Annotated in this window: 12 protein-coding genes and 1 pseudogene; 6 read left to right on the top strand and 7 right to left on the bottom strand. The window is 39.8% G+C overall.

Annotated elements, in window-relative coordinates; all coding sequences use genetic code 11:
* Positions 1-42: 42 nt before the first annotated feature.
* Together G7Y32_RS01120 and G7Y32_RS01115 are read left to right on the top strand one after the other, a co-directional pair.
* Positions 43-882 carry a DeoR/GlpR family DNA-binding transcription regulator gene (locus tag G7Y32_RS01120; protein ID WP_241154181.1) on the top strand — a complete coding sequence of 280 codons (840 nt, stop codon included), beginning with the start codon at positions 43-45 and terminating at the stop codon, positions 880-882.
* Positions 883-902: 20 nt separating this feature from the next.
* Positions 903-1,859, top strand: coding sequence for a 1-phosphofructokinase family hexose kinase (locus G7Y32_RS01115; RefSeq protein ID WP_165209455.1), 957 nt, complete (start codon positions 903-905; stop codon positions 1,857-1,859).
* 273 nt (positions 1,860-2,132) lie between these two features.
* On the opposite strand, the gene G7Y32_RS01110 is transcribed toward G7Y32_RS01115, so the two are convergent.
* The 4 genes and pseudogenes from G7Y32_RS01110 to G7Y32_RS01095 form a co-directional block, all read right to left on the bottom strand.
* Positions 2,133-3,083 carry a bile acid:sodium symporter family protein gene (locus G7Y32_RS01110; RefSeq protein WP_165209452.1) on the bottom strand — a complete coding sequence of 317 codons (951 nt, stop codon included), beginning with the start codon at positions 3,081-3,083 and terminating at the stop codon, positions 2,133-2,135.
* 306 nt (positions 3,084-3,389) lie between these two features.
* A complete protein-coding gene (locus tag G7Y32_RS01105) occupies positions 3,390-4,436 on the bottom strand; it encodes a D-alanine--D-alanine ligase (protein ID WP_165209449.1) in 1,047 nt (348 codons plus the stop codon).
* 196 nt (positions 4,437-4,632) lie between these two features.
* Positions 4,633-5,870, bottom strand: a pseudogene (locus G7Y32_RS01100) (acyl-CoA thioester hydrolase/BAAT C-terminal domain-containing protein).
* On the bottom strand, positions 5,860-6,339 hold the full coding sequence (locus G7Y32_RS01095) for a MarR family transcriptional regulator (RefSeq protein WP_165209446.1): 480 nt from the start codon (positions 6,337-6,339) through the stop codon (positions 5,860-5,862). Before G7Y32_RS01095 ends, G7Y32_RS01100 begins: the two are co-directional and overlap by 11 nt.
* 147 nt (positions 6,340-6,486) lie before the next feature.
* On the opposite strand from G7Y32_RS01095, the gene G7Y32_RS01090 reads away from it, so the two are divergent.
* Both G7Y32_RS01090 and G7Y32_RS01085 read left to right on the top strand, forming a co-directional pair.
* Positions 6,487-7,083 carry a TetR/AcrR family transcriptional regulator gene (locus tag G7Y32_RS01090; protein WP_165209443.1) on the top strand — a complete coding sequence of 199 codons (597 nt, stop codon included), beginning with the start codon at positions 6,487-6,489 and terminating at the stop codon, positions 7,081-7,083.
* Positions 7,080-7,643, top strand: coding sequence for an NAD(P)H-dependent oxidoreductase (locus G7Y32_RS01085; protein WP_165209440.1), 564 nt, complete (start codon positions 7,080-7,082; stop codon positions 7,641-7,643). The genes G7Y32_RS01090 and G7Y32_RS01085 overlap by 4 nt, the downstream gene beginning before the upstream one ends.
* An 81-nt stretch (positions 7,644-7,724) precedes the next feature.
* On the opposite strand, the gene recR is transcribed toward G7Y32_RS01085, so the two are convergent.
* The 3 genes from recR to G7Y32_RS01070 form a co-directional block, all read right to left on the bottom strand.
* On the bottom strand, positions 7,725-8,321 hold the full coding sequence (recR, locus tag G7Y32_RS01080) for a recombination mediator RecR (protein ID WP_165209437.1): 597 nt from the start codon (positions 8,319-8,321) through the stop codon (positions 7,725-7,727).
* 67 nt (positions 8,322-8,388) lie between these two features.
* On the bottom strand, positions 8,389-10,551 hold the full coding sequence (gene pbp2b / locus G7Y32_RS01075; protein WP_165209434.1) for a penicillin-binding protein PBP2B: 2,163 nt from the start codon (positions 10,549-10,551) through the stop codon (positions 8,389-8,391).
* Positions 10,552-11,064: 513 nt separating this feature from the next.
* Entirely contained in the window at positions 11,065-11,757 is a 693-nt protein-coding gene (locus G7Y32_RS01070; protein WP_165209431.1) for a phosphoglycerate mutase, read from the bottom strand.
* Between the two features lie 278 nt (positions 11,758-12,035).
* Here G7Y32_RS01070 and G7Y32_RS01065 point away from each other — a divergent pair, with 278 nt between their 5' ends.
* Together G7Y32_RS01065 and G7Y32_RS01060 are read left to right on the top strand one after the other, a co-directional pair.
* Positions 12,036-12,971, top strand: coding sequence for a dihydroorotate oxidase (locus G7Y32_RS01065; protein WP_165209428.1), 936 nt, complete (start codon positions 12,036-12,038; stop codon positions 12,969-12,971).
* A 169-nt stretch (positions 12,972-13,140) separates the two neighbouring features.
* Positions 13,141-14,178, top strand: a complete 1,038-nt coding sequence (locus G7Y32_RS01060; RefSeq protein ID WP_165209425.1) for an oxidoreductase — start codon at positions 13,141-13,143, stop codon at positions 14,176-14,178.
* Positions 14,179-14,193: the final 15 nt, after the last annotated feature.

Below are 14,193 nucleotides of genomic sequence, written 5' to 3'. Positions count from 1 at the left end.
TCAAAATAATTCATAAGTCAATCATTTTCGAAACTTTTTTGAATGTTTTTTTTTGAAGATGATTATTTATTGATTATTGATTCATTGTATACTATAATAAAAGCAAATACATTAACGAGAGGTATAGAGATAGTGATTAAAAATATTCGATGGAATAAAATCATTGATTTAATCAATATGAACGGAGGAATGATGACAACTTCTGAAATTGCTTCCATAACTGGGGTGTCTGAAGTCACCATTCGCCGCGATTTAAAACAATTAGAAGAACACGGAAAACTAAAACGCGAGCATGGTGGAGCCTTATCCATTGATCGTTCAAGACATATTGAATTTTCAACAGATGAGAAACTGCTACTTAATGTCGAAAAGAAAAATAGTATAGGAAAAAAGCTAGGTAATTTAATTCCCAGCAACTCCACTGTATATCTCGGTGCAGGTACCACACTTCTTTTAGCAATACCGCACTTAGCCACTAAAAATATACGATTTGTCACCAACAGTTACCCTGCTTTTCAAGCACTATTGGAATATGACAATCAGATCGTATTAACTGCCGGTGAGTTTTATAAAAAAACCGGCGAGTTTTTAGGACCAATTGCCGAAGCTTCTTTTAAAGACCTAAACATTGACTTTGCTCTCTGTTCAACAAATGGTATTAGCAAAAATAGAGTTACAACAAGCAATTCTACACAGGGAAGCATACAGTTAACCGCTATGGAATGTGCGGATAAAAAAATCATTGTAGCAGATACATCAAAAATTGGAATATCTGATATGATAACATTTGCTCCTCTGGAAGCATTTGATAGCTTAGTCAGCGATGATAACTGGGATCCCATAAAAAAAGAAGAGTACTCAAAATATGTCAATATATTATAATGTCTGGAAAGGAATCTTATATGATTATCACACTTACCATGAACCCTTCTGTAGACTACCTCTATAAAGTTGATAGCTTATCTCCAGGGAAATTAAACAGAGTAAATTTAATAACCAAAATGGTAGGAGGAAAAGGAATTAACGCTGCACGCGTTTCTGCAATACTTGGCACAGAAGCCACTGCTATCAGTATTATTGGCGGAATGAATGGAGATTACATCCTTTCTCAAACAAAAAATGATAAGTTCACATCAGATTTTATTCGTACAAATGATGAAACTAGGAACTGCTATGTCATTTTAGATAAAGAAAATATGAAAACAGAAATAAATGAATTAGGAGCAAGCGTTACTCAATCGGTTTTAAATGAACTGGATGGAAAAATTGAATCTTATGTTAAAACTAAAAAGGTCACAGCAATTTCAATTAATGGCAGCCTGCCACTAGATTGTCCGCGTCATTTTTATTCTGATTTAATACAAAAAATCAGGGGATTAAATCAGAATATAAAAATTTTGTTAGATACTTCCGGTAATGCATTAAAGGATTGCCTAGATTCAGGTTTTCTACCAGATATTATTAAACCTAATGAAACTGAGATTGCTGAATTACTCAATACGAAAATAACAGCCGATGTGGAAACACTGCAAAAAAACATTATGTCTGATGAGTTGCTTTCTAATATCCCTGTCATTTTTGTATCATTAGGGGCTAATGGATCACTTATCAAATATGAAAATGAATTCTATCAAATTACATTTCCAAAAGTTAATGCTATTAATACGCAGGGATCCGGTGATGCAACCGTTGGAGGTATCTTGTCTGCTATTGATAAGAACAGATCCTTTGTTGATGTATTAAAATATGGTTCCGCAGCAGGAACTGCTAATTCATTAGATGTTAAAACAGGATTTCTAGAAAATAGTGTATTTGATTTAGCTTATCAAGACGTTTCAGTATCAAAATTAAAATATTAATAGCTATCGAAATGTGACATGTGCACGCTTTTTTTCTATTTTTAATGAGCTAAAGAAGTTACCACATATATTGTACTCAAAGTGGATAATAATGCTCACTTGTTAAACGAGTAGTTTATTTGCTTTATATCTATCGGAGCGAGACAAGCTAAAATCGCAGCAAAACAGCCTAATAAATAGCAATTAGGCTGTTGTTTAACTTTTATAAGGTTAATGGCCACTAAACAGGGGGACTAAAAAACTTCACCACATTCGTGATGAAGCTAAAGTTTATTAATCCTCTTTCATCAAGGTTTCTTTGGAATGATTCTTCCACCAGGATGATAATATCGAACCAGAGATATTATGCCAAATAGAGAAAATGGTTGAAGGAATGGCTGCTTGGGGAGCAAAGTATTTAATGGCCAGTGTTGCTCCTAAACTTGAATCCTGCATACCGACTTCGAAAGTAATGGCTTTTTGCTGAGGTTCTTTCAAGCGCAGTAACTTAGAAAAGCCATAGCCTAAGCCATAACCACAAAGATTATGCAGCATCACAACAGGAATAACTAAAGCCGTTGCTGAAGTAAAGATATTAGCATGATTAGCTGATACGACTGCACCAATAATCAAAAGGATAGCTGCTTGTGATATCAGAGGCATCAGTTTAATAACTAAATCAATTTTATGAGCTAAAAGCCGATGGACGATAACCCCCAAAACGATTGGAACAACAACAATTTGGAGCGTTGATAGAAAGAGCTTAGCCGCCGGTACTGCAATAAATTGACCTGCCAAAAGGGACAGGAGAGTCGGCAGCATCAAGGGGGCAAGCAAGGTCGATAAGACTTCGATGGAGACATCTAAGGCAACATCTCCACCAGCAAGAAAGGCCATAACACTGGATGATGTCCCACTAGGGCAAGAGCCAACTAAAATAACCCCAGCTGCTGTTGCCCCCTTTAGGTGGAAAAGCAGACAGAGCAGCCAAGCCAAGCCCGGCATAATGATATAGTGGGCTACTGTCCCCAAAATGACAGGAATAGGTCTTTTTGAGATACGAACAAAATCCTCTGTCGTCAAGGTCAAACCCATCCCAAACAGAATAATTCCCAGTAGATAAGATGTATTGGGAATAACCCAAGTACTCGTTTGCGGCAGGACATAGTTAAACGCTGCCCAAATGATAACAATGACCGTGAACCATTTGCTAAGCCATTTGCTAAACTGTTCAACTTTTTGCATAAGAACCTCCTATAAGATATTAAGCCTTTAAACAACTCAAAGCAATTAGAAAACCAGATAAAGAATCACTAAAAATTCTAGAAAGGTAAGCCTAATTTCACAGAGTGTAGGCATGTTTAATTAATAAGAATACCCCTATTGTACTCCTATTTGTTGTAATTTTCAAAATATTTTTTAAATTATCTTTTCAAAAATCTAGCAGAAATTTTAGCAAATTCAATATCCTTTTCCAAAAACATTTCAAACAAGTGCTAACTACATCCTGTTCCAAAAGAAAAAACGAAGACAATTCTCCGCTTTCCATTTTTATAATAAGTGACTTTCTCGTTTGTCAAACACTTCCTGAGCCAGATGGGCCAGCTCAGTAATCAACTCTTTATATGGAAGACCCATGTTTTCCCAAAGTAGGGGATACATTGACCATTGGGTAAAACCTGGCATGGTGTTAAGCTCGTTGAGATAAATCTCACCGCTCTCAGTTAGAAAGAAATCACAGCGAGACAAACCGCAGCCACCGATAGCTCGGAAGGCCGTCTCAGCGTAGGTCCGCATCTTGGCCATAATCTCCTCAGATACCTTGGCTGGAATGTCCATAGTAATCTTGTTATCGATATACTTGGCCTCGTAATCGTAAAAGGCCACATCTTTGACGACTTCACCAGGCTGAGTCGTTTTAATCTGGCTATTACCCAAGATCCCAACTTCAATTTCACGCGCATTGACACCTTGCTCAATCAAGATGCGGCTGTCGTATTTGAGGGCTAGTTCAAGGGCAGCACGCAATTCCCCATCATTTTCAGCCTTAGAAATCCCCACAGAAGATCCCATATTAGCCGGTTTGACAAAGACGGGATAGACAAGCTTGTTAGCCACTTGGTCAATAGTGGCTGCCATATCCTGTCCCTCCATATAAGTGACATAAGCTACCTGAGGAACACCGGCTGATTCTAAAACATGCTTAGTGGTAATCTTGTCCATAGCAACACTAGATGAGAGGACATTCGTTCCCACATAGGGCATCTTCAACACCTCAAGGAAGCCTTGAATGGAACCATCTTCCCCCATAGGTCCGTGAAGAACAGGGAAGACAATCGCATTTTCCTCATAAATATCACTAGGTTTGATAGTCTGACTAGCAATCACAGTCGCATTAGTCATGAGCTTTTCTGCTTCGCTAGGCTGACTGGTAAATTCTTGCGTCTTGATAAAATCACCAGCTTGGGTGATAAAGTAAGTCTTGACAGTAAACTTATTATAGTCAACGGCACGCATAACGCTTTCAGCCGATAAGACCGAAACCTCACGCTCTGCCGAACGTCCACCATACAATAAAATCAGAGTTTTCTTTGACATGATTTCTCTTTTCTAGCAAATTATTCGCCCTTTATTATAGCATAAATTGCAGGGAGTTTGGAATCGGTAGATAAAACCGCTCCGTAAGCGTAAACGATGTCAAAAACGCCCAGCATAACCGTACTGAGCCTTTTTCTACCTCGTGTTGAAATACTGCTATATCATAAAACAAAAGTGGGGGGAAGCAAATTTGAGCTCACAAATACTTTGGAAAGAATCCTATCGTAGCTTGCCAAGACCGCAAACTATCAGACAAAATTTCTTGCCAAGCTATTTTTTTATAACGATTATTAGGCTGGTAGGCAACCGTCAGCATGTGACCGCTATGGTTTAAAACCAGTTTTTCTAAATGATACATCTGATCTTTTCTTTGCGCCCATCGCTCTGAAATTTTTTCAATAGATTCATTAGCTGGCCAGATTTCATCCTGCTTACTTCCTATCAATAAGAGATGCCCTTGAATGGTCTCAACTGGAATATAACTATCTGCCTGATAATGAATTTGCGGTTTTCTCGATAATTTACTTACCAAAAAATCTCTGAGCAAAAATTTAGTAAAAGGCTGCTCCTGTCCTCGATAGACCCAAGACGAATGGCCCGAGTTGCGATAACCCTTCATACCTTCAAGTACAGCACAAGAGGGGGAATTAACAACAATACATTTGAATCTTGGAAAAAAGCAGCCGCCATCAGAGCTAATTCGGCCCCTTTGGACCGCCCATAAATCCCAATTCTTTCTTTATCAACTTGAGACATAGAGCTAAGATAAGGTAGGATTTCTTCCATAAAACCTAAGTCAATTCTATCTAAAGCTTCAGGAGTGCCCTCCAAACCAAAATAGGCTACAGCTAGAGTAACAAAACCATGACTGGCCAGTAATTGAGCTATATTTTGGGCTTTTTCAATCCGACCGTCGCTGCCGCTCAATACAACGATAGCTGGTAAATTGCGAGCCTTTTCTGGGTAAAAAAGTCTGGCTTTAGCTTGGGAAAAGGAAACATCTTGCCTACTGATATGAAGCAATTGATAATAACGCTGAAACCTCAGTTCTCCCAGCTTTTGCTTCCCTTCGAACACTTCCAAAAGAACGTCAAAACGTTCATTTAATGGAATGTCTTCTAAACGCGAAGGCAAGTTCATCTTCCTTATTTTGTCTGGCCTACTGTTAAAAAACAGCCCCATAGGATACTGACCTTGATAGGAACCAGACTGGCAAACAGTTTCGTTAAGGCTGATAGAGCCTTGCTGATCCGAATAGTAAAGGCCGCTAGCTCGCCATGGAACTAGGTAACTTAAGTCCATGGGAGCATTGATATTGTAGTAATTTTCAAGAGTCATTTCTAACCGATAGGAACTAAATGGCTTTAACCCACTGATGATGAGATCAAAAGTGCTATCAGCCAGAACACTGTCGCTAATAAGTCTAATTTTCATTACTCCAGCCTTCTTGATTTTTCTGTGCTAAAGCATCCCAGACACCTTCTACATCCGACATCAACTGTCTTACTCCTTCTAAAAAATGTTCAGGATAAGCTGCGAAAATCTTTTGCAGCTTTTGCCTTAGAAACTCATGCTGGTAGAGGTGTATCTGATAAATTTCCTGCCCTAATTCTGTTAAAATCACGCCATAGGCACTCTTCTTATATGGCGAAAGTTTCTTTTGCAGATAGCCTTTTAGGACTAACTTATTGACCAGCTGGGTGACAGCGCTGCGGGAAATTTGCCGTTTTTTGGCAATCTGTGATAAACCAATACCGCTCTCTTGTCCAACTAAGACTAGCAGATGAACTTCAGCCATCGTCAGATCTTTATTAGGTATATGGTGCTGCTCCTGCTCCAGTTTTTTATATCTTTCTACAAATATCTGCAAGTCTTGGCTCAAATCGAGTATCTTATCTGCCACTGTTTTTCTCCTTGTTTTGTTAAACTACTTAACAAAATAGCAAAGATGCAGTAGGTTGTCAAATTTTTTCTTGACATACAAAAGTAGACAGCGTATACTTTATTTATAAAGTAGTCAATGTATACTTTTTTTGAGAAAGGAGATTATGTGAAACGAAATACAGCACAGCTCAAGGAAAATTTGATTCAAACAGGAATAGAAGAAATTTGCCAGCATGGCATAGATAATCTATCGCTAAGGACCGTCTCACAAAAATGTGGTGTCACACATGGTGCTCCCTATAAACACTTTGGCAGTAAAGATGGTTATCTCAGAATCGTTCTATCACGTCTCTCTAATTTCTGGGCCAATGAGATGACCGTAAACATCAAGTCATCCTCACCAGCGAGAGATGAATTGATTCAAATGGGATTTAACTTTGTTTTAGCCGCACAAAAAAATCCTTATGTCTTTGAAGCTCTTTTTATTAAATATCCTTTTAAATACATGGAGCTTTCTGAAGATACTATTTTAGCAGACAAAGACTTACCCGGTTTTGATGCTTTTAAGCGTATTGTTCTCAATTTAAGACAGGAGGAAGGATTCCACAATAGTGAAGCTGAAACCCTTTTTCACTTCTGGAGCTTCATTTCTGGTCTGGCCATTTTGTCACAAAGTCCTATTGGAACGGACTTTTCACAAGCATCTCTTCGAACCATGATCGAAAATATGCTTGACATTTACATCAAAGGAGAAAACGCATGAATATTTTAATGATTACCGCTCACCCTAACCCACAAAGTTTTAATGCCTATATTGCAAAACAAGTGCAAGAAAACTTAAATAAATCCCATAAACTTCGGGTAATAGACCTCTATGCTGAAGGATTTGATCCCATTTTGCGTTTTGATAGTAGACATCGTAGGCGTGACTTGGCCTCTGATCCTGAAACCGCCAAATATCGTGATTTGGTAACTTGGGCAGACCAATTCATTTTTATCTTTCCCATTTGGTGGTCGGGAATGCCGGCAATGCTCAAAGGCTTTATTGATCGGGTCTTTGTCGCCGGTTTTGCCTATCACAACACTAAGACCGGCCTGAAGGGCCATCTCAAGGGCAAAGCGTGGATAATTATCACACACAACACCCCGTCCTTTATCACCCCATTAGCACAAGATTACGGTAAAGTTCTGAAAAATCAGATCCTTAAATCCTGTGGCATTTCACCCGTTACCATTAGTCAAATTACGGGTGTTGAAAAAATTTCTGATCAGGAGCGACAAAAAGCCTTAAATAAAATTATTCAAAAAGCAAAAAATCTATAACATAAAACGAGGCTGAAACAAACGTTCAGCCTCGTTTTAATAACCTTAGATATAACAGATTAATGGATACCACATTAACGATTATAATTCTGTTCGATTCTCGATAGCACGAAGGAGGGTAACCTCATCAGCGTATTCAATATCACTGCCGACAGCCAGTCCACGCGCTAGACGAGTAACCTTAATACCCGCCGGTTTAAGAACACGAGAAATATACATGGACGTTGCTTCCCCATCAGCTGTAGCATTAGTCGCCACGATGACTTCGCTAATTTCGCTATCCATCAGACGATGAATCAGTGACTTGAGATTGATATCATCAGGTCCTACACCATTCATCGGAGAAATAAGGCCGTGCAGGACATGATAGAGACCGTGGTACTCTTGGATTTTTTCCATAGCTGTCACATCCTTGCTCTCCTCGACGACTAAGAGAGTTGATTTATCTCTAGTTTCGTCGGTACAGATGACACAGGGATCCTCCTCAGTTAAATTACCACAGACCGAACAATAGGTCAGCTCCCGTTTAGCCGCTAAAAGGTTCTTAGCGAAATCATTGACATCTTCATCTGACATACCAATGGTATAGAAAGCCAGTCTGGTTGCAGTCTTGGTTCCGATACCAGGCAGCTTAGAAAAACTATCTATCAATTTTGCAATAGGTGTTGGATACAGCACTTCTCTCTCCTTCAACTAAAAAGGTCTGGAAATTCTTCCAGCCTTTCTATTATAGCGTTTATCTTTCTTAATGGCCACCACCATACATGGATTGATAAAGATTTAAAATTTCACGCGCAATATTTTGGTGAGCCTTGGTTTCTGAATTAGCAGCATGCGGATACATAACCGCTACGGCCACACGAGTACCATCGTTAGCTGTTGCATAGGCAACAACATTGAGATTTACAGTTGGAACAGTATTTCCATTACCATCACTAGCAAAAGTTTCAGCTGTACCAGTCTTACCAGAGATGGAAATCGAACTGCTGGCCATATCTTTACCAGTCGCATAACCAGAAGATGAATTAACCACCGAATAGAAACCTTGTTGAATCAAACTCATTTGGTCATCAGAAATATTTACCTTGTTAAGAACATTAGTATCAACTGCTTGAATTTGATCGCCCAAGCCACCATCAGCATTGTTATTATAAATACCCTGAACGAGGTGAGGAGCGACGCGATTGCCACCATTAGCAACTGTTGCAGCATACTGAGCCAACTGCATAGGCGTATAGCTGTCGAACTGACCGAAGGCTTCTGTTAAGACGTTACCAGGCTTATAGTCCTTGGTCGTGTAGCCCTCGGACTCATTAGGTAGGTCAATACCTGTCTTAGTTCCCATACCATACTCAGCATAGACACTGCGAAGTTTCTCCATTGTGCTGTCAACACCATCATCGCTAAGACTCATTCCAGGATAGTAGTCTTGTCCCATCATCTTAAGAGCCACTTGAACCATATAAGTATTGGATGAATATTCCAAAGCCTGAGTAGCTGTGATAGAACGACTGCCTTGGTCGGTAAACCACGATTTGATAGGATTAGAACCATTGACACTGATGGTTTGGTCGGTCAAGGTTTGATTGCCTTCTAGCACACCAGATTCCCAACCAGCTGTTAAGGTTGCTCCTTTGACCACAGACCCCGGAACAAAGACGTTTGTGACATTGCCCAGAGCATTCGAGGATAGTTGACCGGTATCTTTGTCATGAGCCAGACCAGCCATGGCCAGGACGGATCCTGTATCAGCATTGAGGGCAACCGCATAGATCCCTTCCGAATTAGCTGCTGTTCCAGAAGAAACCTCTGAGCCATAGAATTGGTTGAGAATACCTTCAACACCATTTTGGAAGCCAAGATCAATTGTCAGTTTCAGATTATTGCCCTTGCTTCCCTTGGTTGTTTGTTTAGTCTTAACAACATTTCCATCATTATCGACACTAATTTTTCTTGTTGTTCGACTCCCTTGAAGAATATCCTCATATTGCTTTTGCAGGTAAGACGTTCCTACACGGTCGTTAAGAGAATAGCCCTTAGCCAAGTATTCCTTGGCCGTTTCTTCTGGCAGACCAGTCTTCTCACTTGACAGTGTTCCGATAATATCTGACAGAGATGAAGAAGAGGTTGTTACTTCTTGATTCCAGTCTGTCCCAATACTGATACCGCGCAATTTAGATTTATTAGCAGTAATATAGGCAATCTGATCATCTGTCAAATCTCCAGTTGTCAGATTGACGGTACTGAAATTGGAAGCGTTATTCATCTGATTAAAGATGTAAACCTTTTTGAGCGTTTCCTCCGAATAATTAATCTTACTCTTAGGGACTGCATCGACTGCATTCTTATAAATATTCGATTCGGTCAAATTATTACCATAATTATCGAACTTTTTCTTATCAGGAAGTTTATCTACCACTGATTGATAATGTTTCGGATTGGCCAAGTAATAATCCCGCTTCTGACGATTCGTCACTTTGGTTTCAGTTAAATTAACCATTTTAGCTAAATCATTAGCATTTTTAAGAATATCAGCAGCTGTTGCCTTATTACTGCGCGTGTAGGTTACAACAGTCTTCTTTTCATTATCAACCAAGGGTTGTCCTGTCGCATCATAAATCTGCCCCCGTTCAGAAGACTGCTTAACCGTATAAGTGGTCTGTTTATTGAGCTTACCTAAATAAAAAGAATGGTGGCTAATCTGCATATAAGCTAAGCGACTAATGAGCACCGTCAGCAGAGTCAAAACCAAGGCAAAAATAATATAAAGACGGCTGGTTAAGCTAGAAAGAAAACCCGTTCGCTTTCTCAGTTTTTTTCGAGTAGTTCTAGCCAATGTTTTTTCCACTTTGGTTTCAGGTTTATCGCTTTTCTTTTTTCTTTTTTTAAACAGATTCTTCAGATCCATAGTCTCCTCATTTCGATAAAATCTAATGATTTTATTCTATCACAAATCAAGTAAAAAAACTTAGCTTCTCAGTAAGGAATTTTTAAAATTTGATTACCAAAAAGCTAGTTAAAAATCGGATTAAAAGCATTTAAAGGCTGTTCCGTTCGAAAACCAAGATTCCAAATGCTCTAGCTAAAAAAACGGATCAGCAATTCTTTTAGTTACTATTATCACTATTATCTTTACAATAACTGAGACTACTTAGCATTACAGCAAAAGCCTATCGTCTTACGATAGCCAGAAAATAACCTTCTAGGAAATCACATTGTTCATCTTAATTTCCTTAAAAAACTCATCTCAGAAGTTTTGTACAAAAGAAAACAAGCTTGAAACTTTAGATTTCACAGCCTGCTTTTCCTCTATTATCTTTAAACTGATTTTCAGCTTCTTTACTCATAGTACAAGCTGAATCAGTCTTGTAGGGGCAAGAACAAAATCGATTTCTAGAAAGTTGCGATTTTATCTCATTCCCTATTTTCCAAGATAATATTCTTTTGTAACGTTGAGTTTTTCGTCAAATTCAAATACTAGTGGTGGGAAGTTAGGAATTTCAACACCCATGATTTCATCGTCGCCCAAATGCTTGATGTGTTTTACAAGGGCACGGATTGAGTTCCCATGAGCACCAATGAAAACATTTTTACCATCTTTAAGGGCTGGAGCAATTTTATCTTCCCAAAATGGAAGCGCACGTTCCAAAGTAACTTTCAAGTTTTCTGCATCTGGAATAACAGAATCATCAAGTGATGCATAACGACGGTCAGTATGTGCTGAATATTCGTCATCTTTAGCCATAGCTGGCGGCAACACATCGTAAGAACGGCGCCAAATATGAACTTGATCATCACCCCATTTTTCAGCAGCCTCTGCCTTGTTTTGGCCAGTCAAACCACCATAGTGGCGTTCGTTCAAGCGCCATGATTTTTCAACGGGTACCCAAAGTTGATCAGCAGCTTCAAGAGCAAGGTTAGTTGTCTTGATTGCACGTTTCAAAACAGATGTGAAAGCAAGGTCAAATTCAATACCTGCTTCTTTAATCAAGTTACCAGCATCAATCGCTTGTTGTGTCCCTTTTTCTGAAAGATCAACATCTGCCCAACCAGTGAAAAGGTTAGCTTTGTTCCATTCTGACTCACCATGGCGAGCGAAAACCAATTTTACCATTAGTCATTCTCCTTTTAAAATATAGCCCCGAAGGTTAATTTAGGTTACAGCATTACGCTATTACTCCTATATTTTACAAGAAAATCACTAAAAAAGCTAGTCTAATCTCGGATAAAAGTCCCAGTTGAATTGAATCAAACTAAGTTAATCAGCTTGTCACTAGTAAAAAGCGAATATTAGTATAAGAATGTTGCTGAATATTTCGTTTTAACTTGTCTTTAACAAACCGAAATAGTAGAATGTAAGTAATTCCAAACCATCTATTCAAGGAGGACACAATGGTTTCTACAGCAACAAAAATAGGCCAATTTGCTTTTGATAACTGTCTGATGAATGCGGCAGGCGTTTACTGCATGACCAAAGAAGAGTTAGCAGAAATCGAGGATTCTGCTGCGGGTTCCTTTGTCACCAAGACTGGAACCTTAGAAGCACGCTCTGGCAATCCCGAACCCCGCTACGCTGATACTCAATTTGGTTCTATCAATTCTATGGGCCTTCCCAATAAGGGATTCCACTACTACCTCGATTATGTCACAGAATTGCAGAAAGAACCGACAAGCAAGAATCATTTCTTATCTCTGGTCGGAATGAGCCAAGAGGAAACCCACACTATCCTTAAGACCGTTCAAGACAGCGACTACGAGGGCTTGATTGAACTCAATCTTTCCTGCCCAAATGTTCCTGGCAAACCTCAGATTGCCTATGATTTCGAGACGACTGATAGCATTTTAAGCGAGGTCTTCTCCTACTTTACCAAGCCGCTGGGAATTAAGCTGCCCCCTTATTTTGATATTGCTCACTTTGATCAGGCTGCTGCTATTTTCAATAAATATCCATTAGCCTTCGTTAACTGCGTCAATTCGATTGGTAACGGCCTAGTTATTAATGACGAAACCGTGGTTATTAAACCTAAGCATGGATTCGGTGGTATCGGTGGTGACTACATTAAACCAACCGCCCTAGCCAATGTACACGCCTTTTACCAACGTCTCAACCCTTCTATCCAAATTGTCGGAACTGGCGGGGTTAAATCCGGTCGTGATGCTTTCGAGCATATTCTCTGCGGTGCCAGCATGGTCCAAATCGGAACCGCCCTTCATCAAGAAGGACCGGCCATCTTTGAACGAATCACCAAGGAACTCAAGGCAATTATGAAAGCAAAAGGCTACCACAGTCTTGAGGATTTCCGCGGCAAACTCAACTACCTCAACTAACTTAATAAATAAGGCTAAGACAAAAGTTCTCAGCCTTATTTATTTGATCAATTTTATTAGCTAGACACAGTGGTTGGGAAACTACTTATTATGCCATTCTATTTTCCTAATCTGAAAAATCACAAATGATTTGCTATAATGAGCTCAAAAAGCAAGAAGGAGGATAAACATGTCCAAACTACTCTCACCTGCCGAAATAGCAGGCTTATCATTAAAAAATCGAGTGGTCATGCCACCTATGTGTATGTATGTGGTCGATGAAGAAGATGGTAAAGTCACACCTTTTCACCATGCCCACTATGGATCTAGGGCTATCGGTCAGGTCGGCCTTATTATCTTGGAAGCAACCGCCGTTGAACCAGATGGCCGCCTAACAAATAAAGACCTTGGTATTTGGAGCGATGACCACATTTCTGGACTTAAGTCCTTGGTCGATGAACTCCATAGTCTAGGAAGCAAGGTTGGTATCCAATTAGGCCACGGCGGCCGCAAAGCTCAAGATGCTAAGGATAAAATGGCTCCCAGTCCCCTAGCCTACAATGACAACTATGGAAAACCACGTGAAATGTCTCTTGACGACATCAGTCGAGTCCAAAGGGCCTTTATCGCAGGAGCCAAGCGCGCTCAAGCAGCAGGTTTTGACCTAATCGAACTCCACGGAGCCCACGGTTATCTCATCAATCAATTCTTAGAACCCTTAACGAATCACCGGACAGACAAGTATGGTGCTAGTTTAGAAAATCGTTATCGTTTCGTCGGAGAAATGCTGCCAGACATTCGTCAGGTTTTCTCTGGTTCTCTCTGGATTCGCCTGTCAATGACAGCCTACGATGAGTCCGGTCAGCAAAACACCATTGAAGATTGGCAGACTCTTGGCCGTTGGCTTGAAAGGGACGGCCTTGATTGTCTAGATATTTCAACAGGCGGTCTGCTTGATACCCGGCCAAATATCCCTATTTATGGCGGTTATCAAGCTCCCTACACCGCTAAAATGAAAGAGGCTGTCTCTATCCCTGTGACAGCAGTCGGTCTGCTAAATAGTCCCGAACTAAACGAATATCTCTTGCAAACCGAACAGGCTGACCTAATTGAAATCGGACGCGGTCTCATTCGTAATCCTAACTGGCCTGCCTATGCCGCTCAAGTTCTGCATGACCACGATTTCAAGCCTTACAATAATTCCTATCAAAGAGGACAGGTTAAATAAAGTATATAAAAAAGC

Source organism: Streptococcus tangpeifui (assembly GCF_011038795.1).
In the GTDB taxonomy this organism is placed as follows: Bacteria; Bacillota; Bacilli; order Lactobacillales; family Streptococcaceae; genus Streptococcus; species Streptococcus tangpeifui.
This window is presented reverse-complemented; position numbering and strand designations above follow the sequence as displayed.

Coding starts and splice junctions, on each gene's coding strand:
- G7Y32_RS01070 (WP_165209431.1), bottom strand. CDS start 11,757: ATGGTAAAATTGGTTTTCGCTCGCCATGGTGAGTCAGAATGGAACAAA.
- G7Y32_RS01115 (WP_165209455.1), top strand. CDS start 903: ATGATTATCACACTTACCATGAACCCTTCTGTAGACTACCTCTATAAA.
- G7Y32_RS01120 (WP_241154181.1), top strand. CDS start 43: ATGTTTTTTTTTGAAGATGATTATTTATTGATTATTGATTCATTGTAT.
- G7Y32_RS01110 (WP_165209452.1), bottom strand. CDS start 3,083: ATGCAAAAAGTTGAACAGTTTAGCAAATGGCTTAGCAAATGGTTCACG.
- G7Y32_RS01105 (WP_165209449.1), bottom strand. CDS start 4,436: ATGTCAAAGAAAACTCTGATTTTATTGTATGGTGGACGTTCGGCAGAG.
- G7Y32_RS01060 (WP_165209425.1), top strand. CDS start 13,141: ATGTCCAAACTACTCTCACCTGCCGAAATAGCAGGCTTATCATTAAAA.
- G7Y32_RS01065 (WP_165209428.1), top strand. CDS start 12,036: ATGGTTTCTACAGCAACAAAAATAGGCCAATTTGCTTTTGATAACTGT.
- pbp2b (WP_165209434.1), bottom strand. CDS start 10,551: ATGGATCTGAAGAATCTGTTTAAAAAAAGAAAAAAGAAAAGCGATAAA.
- G7Y32_RS01085 (WP_165209440.1), top strand. CDS start 7,080: ATGAATATTTTAATGATTACCGCTCACCCTAACCCACAAAGTTTTAAT.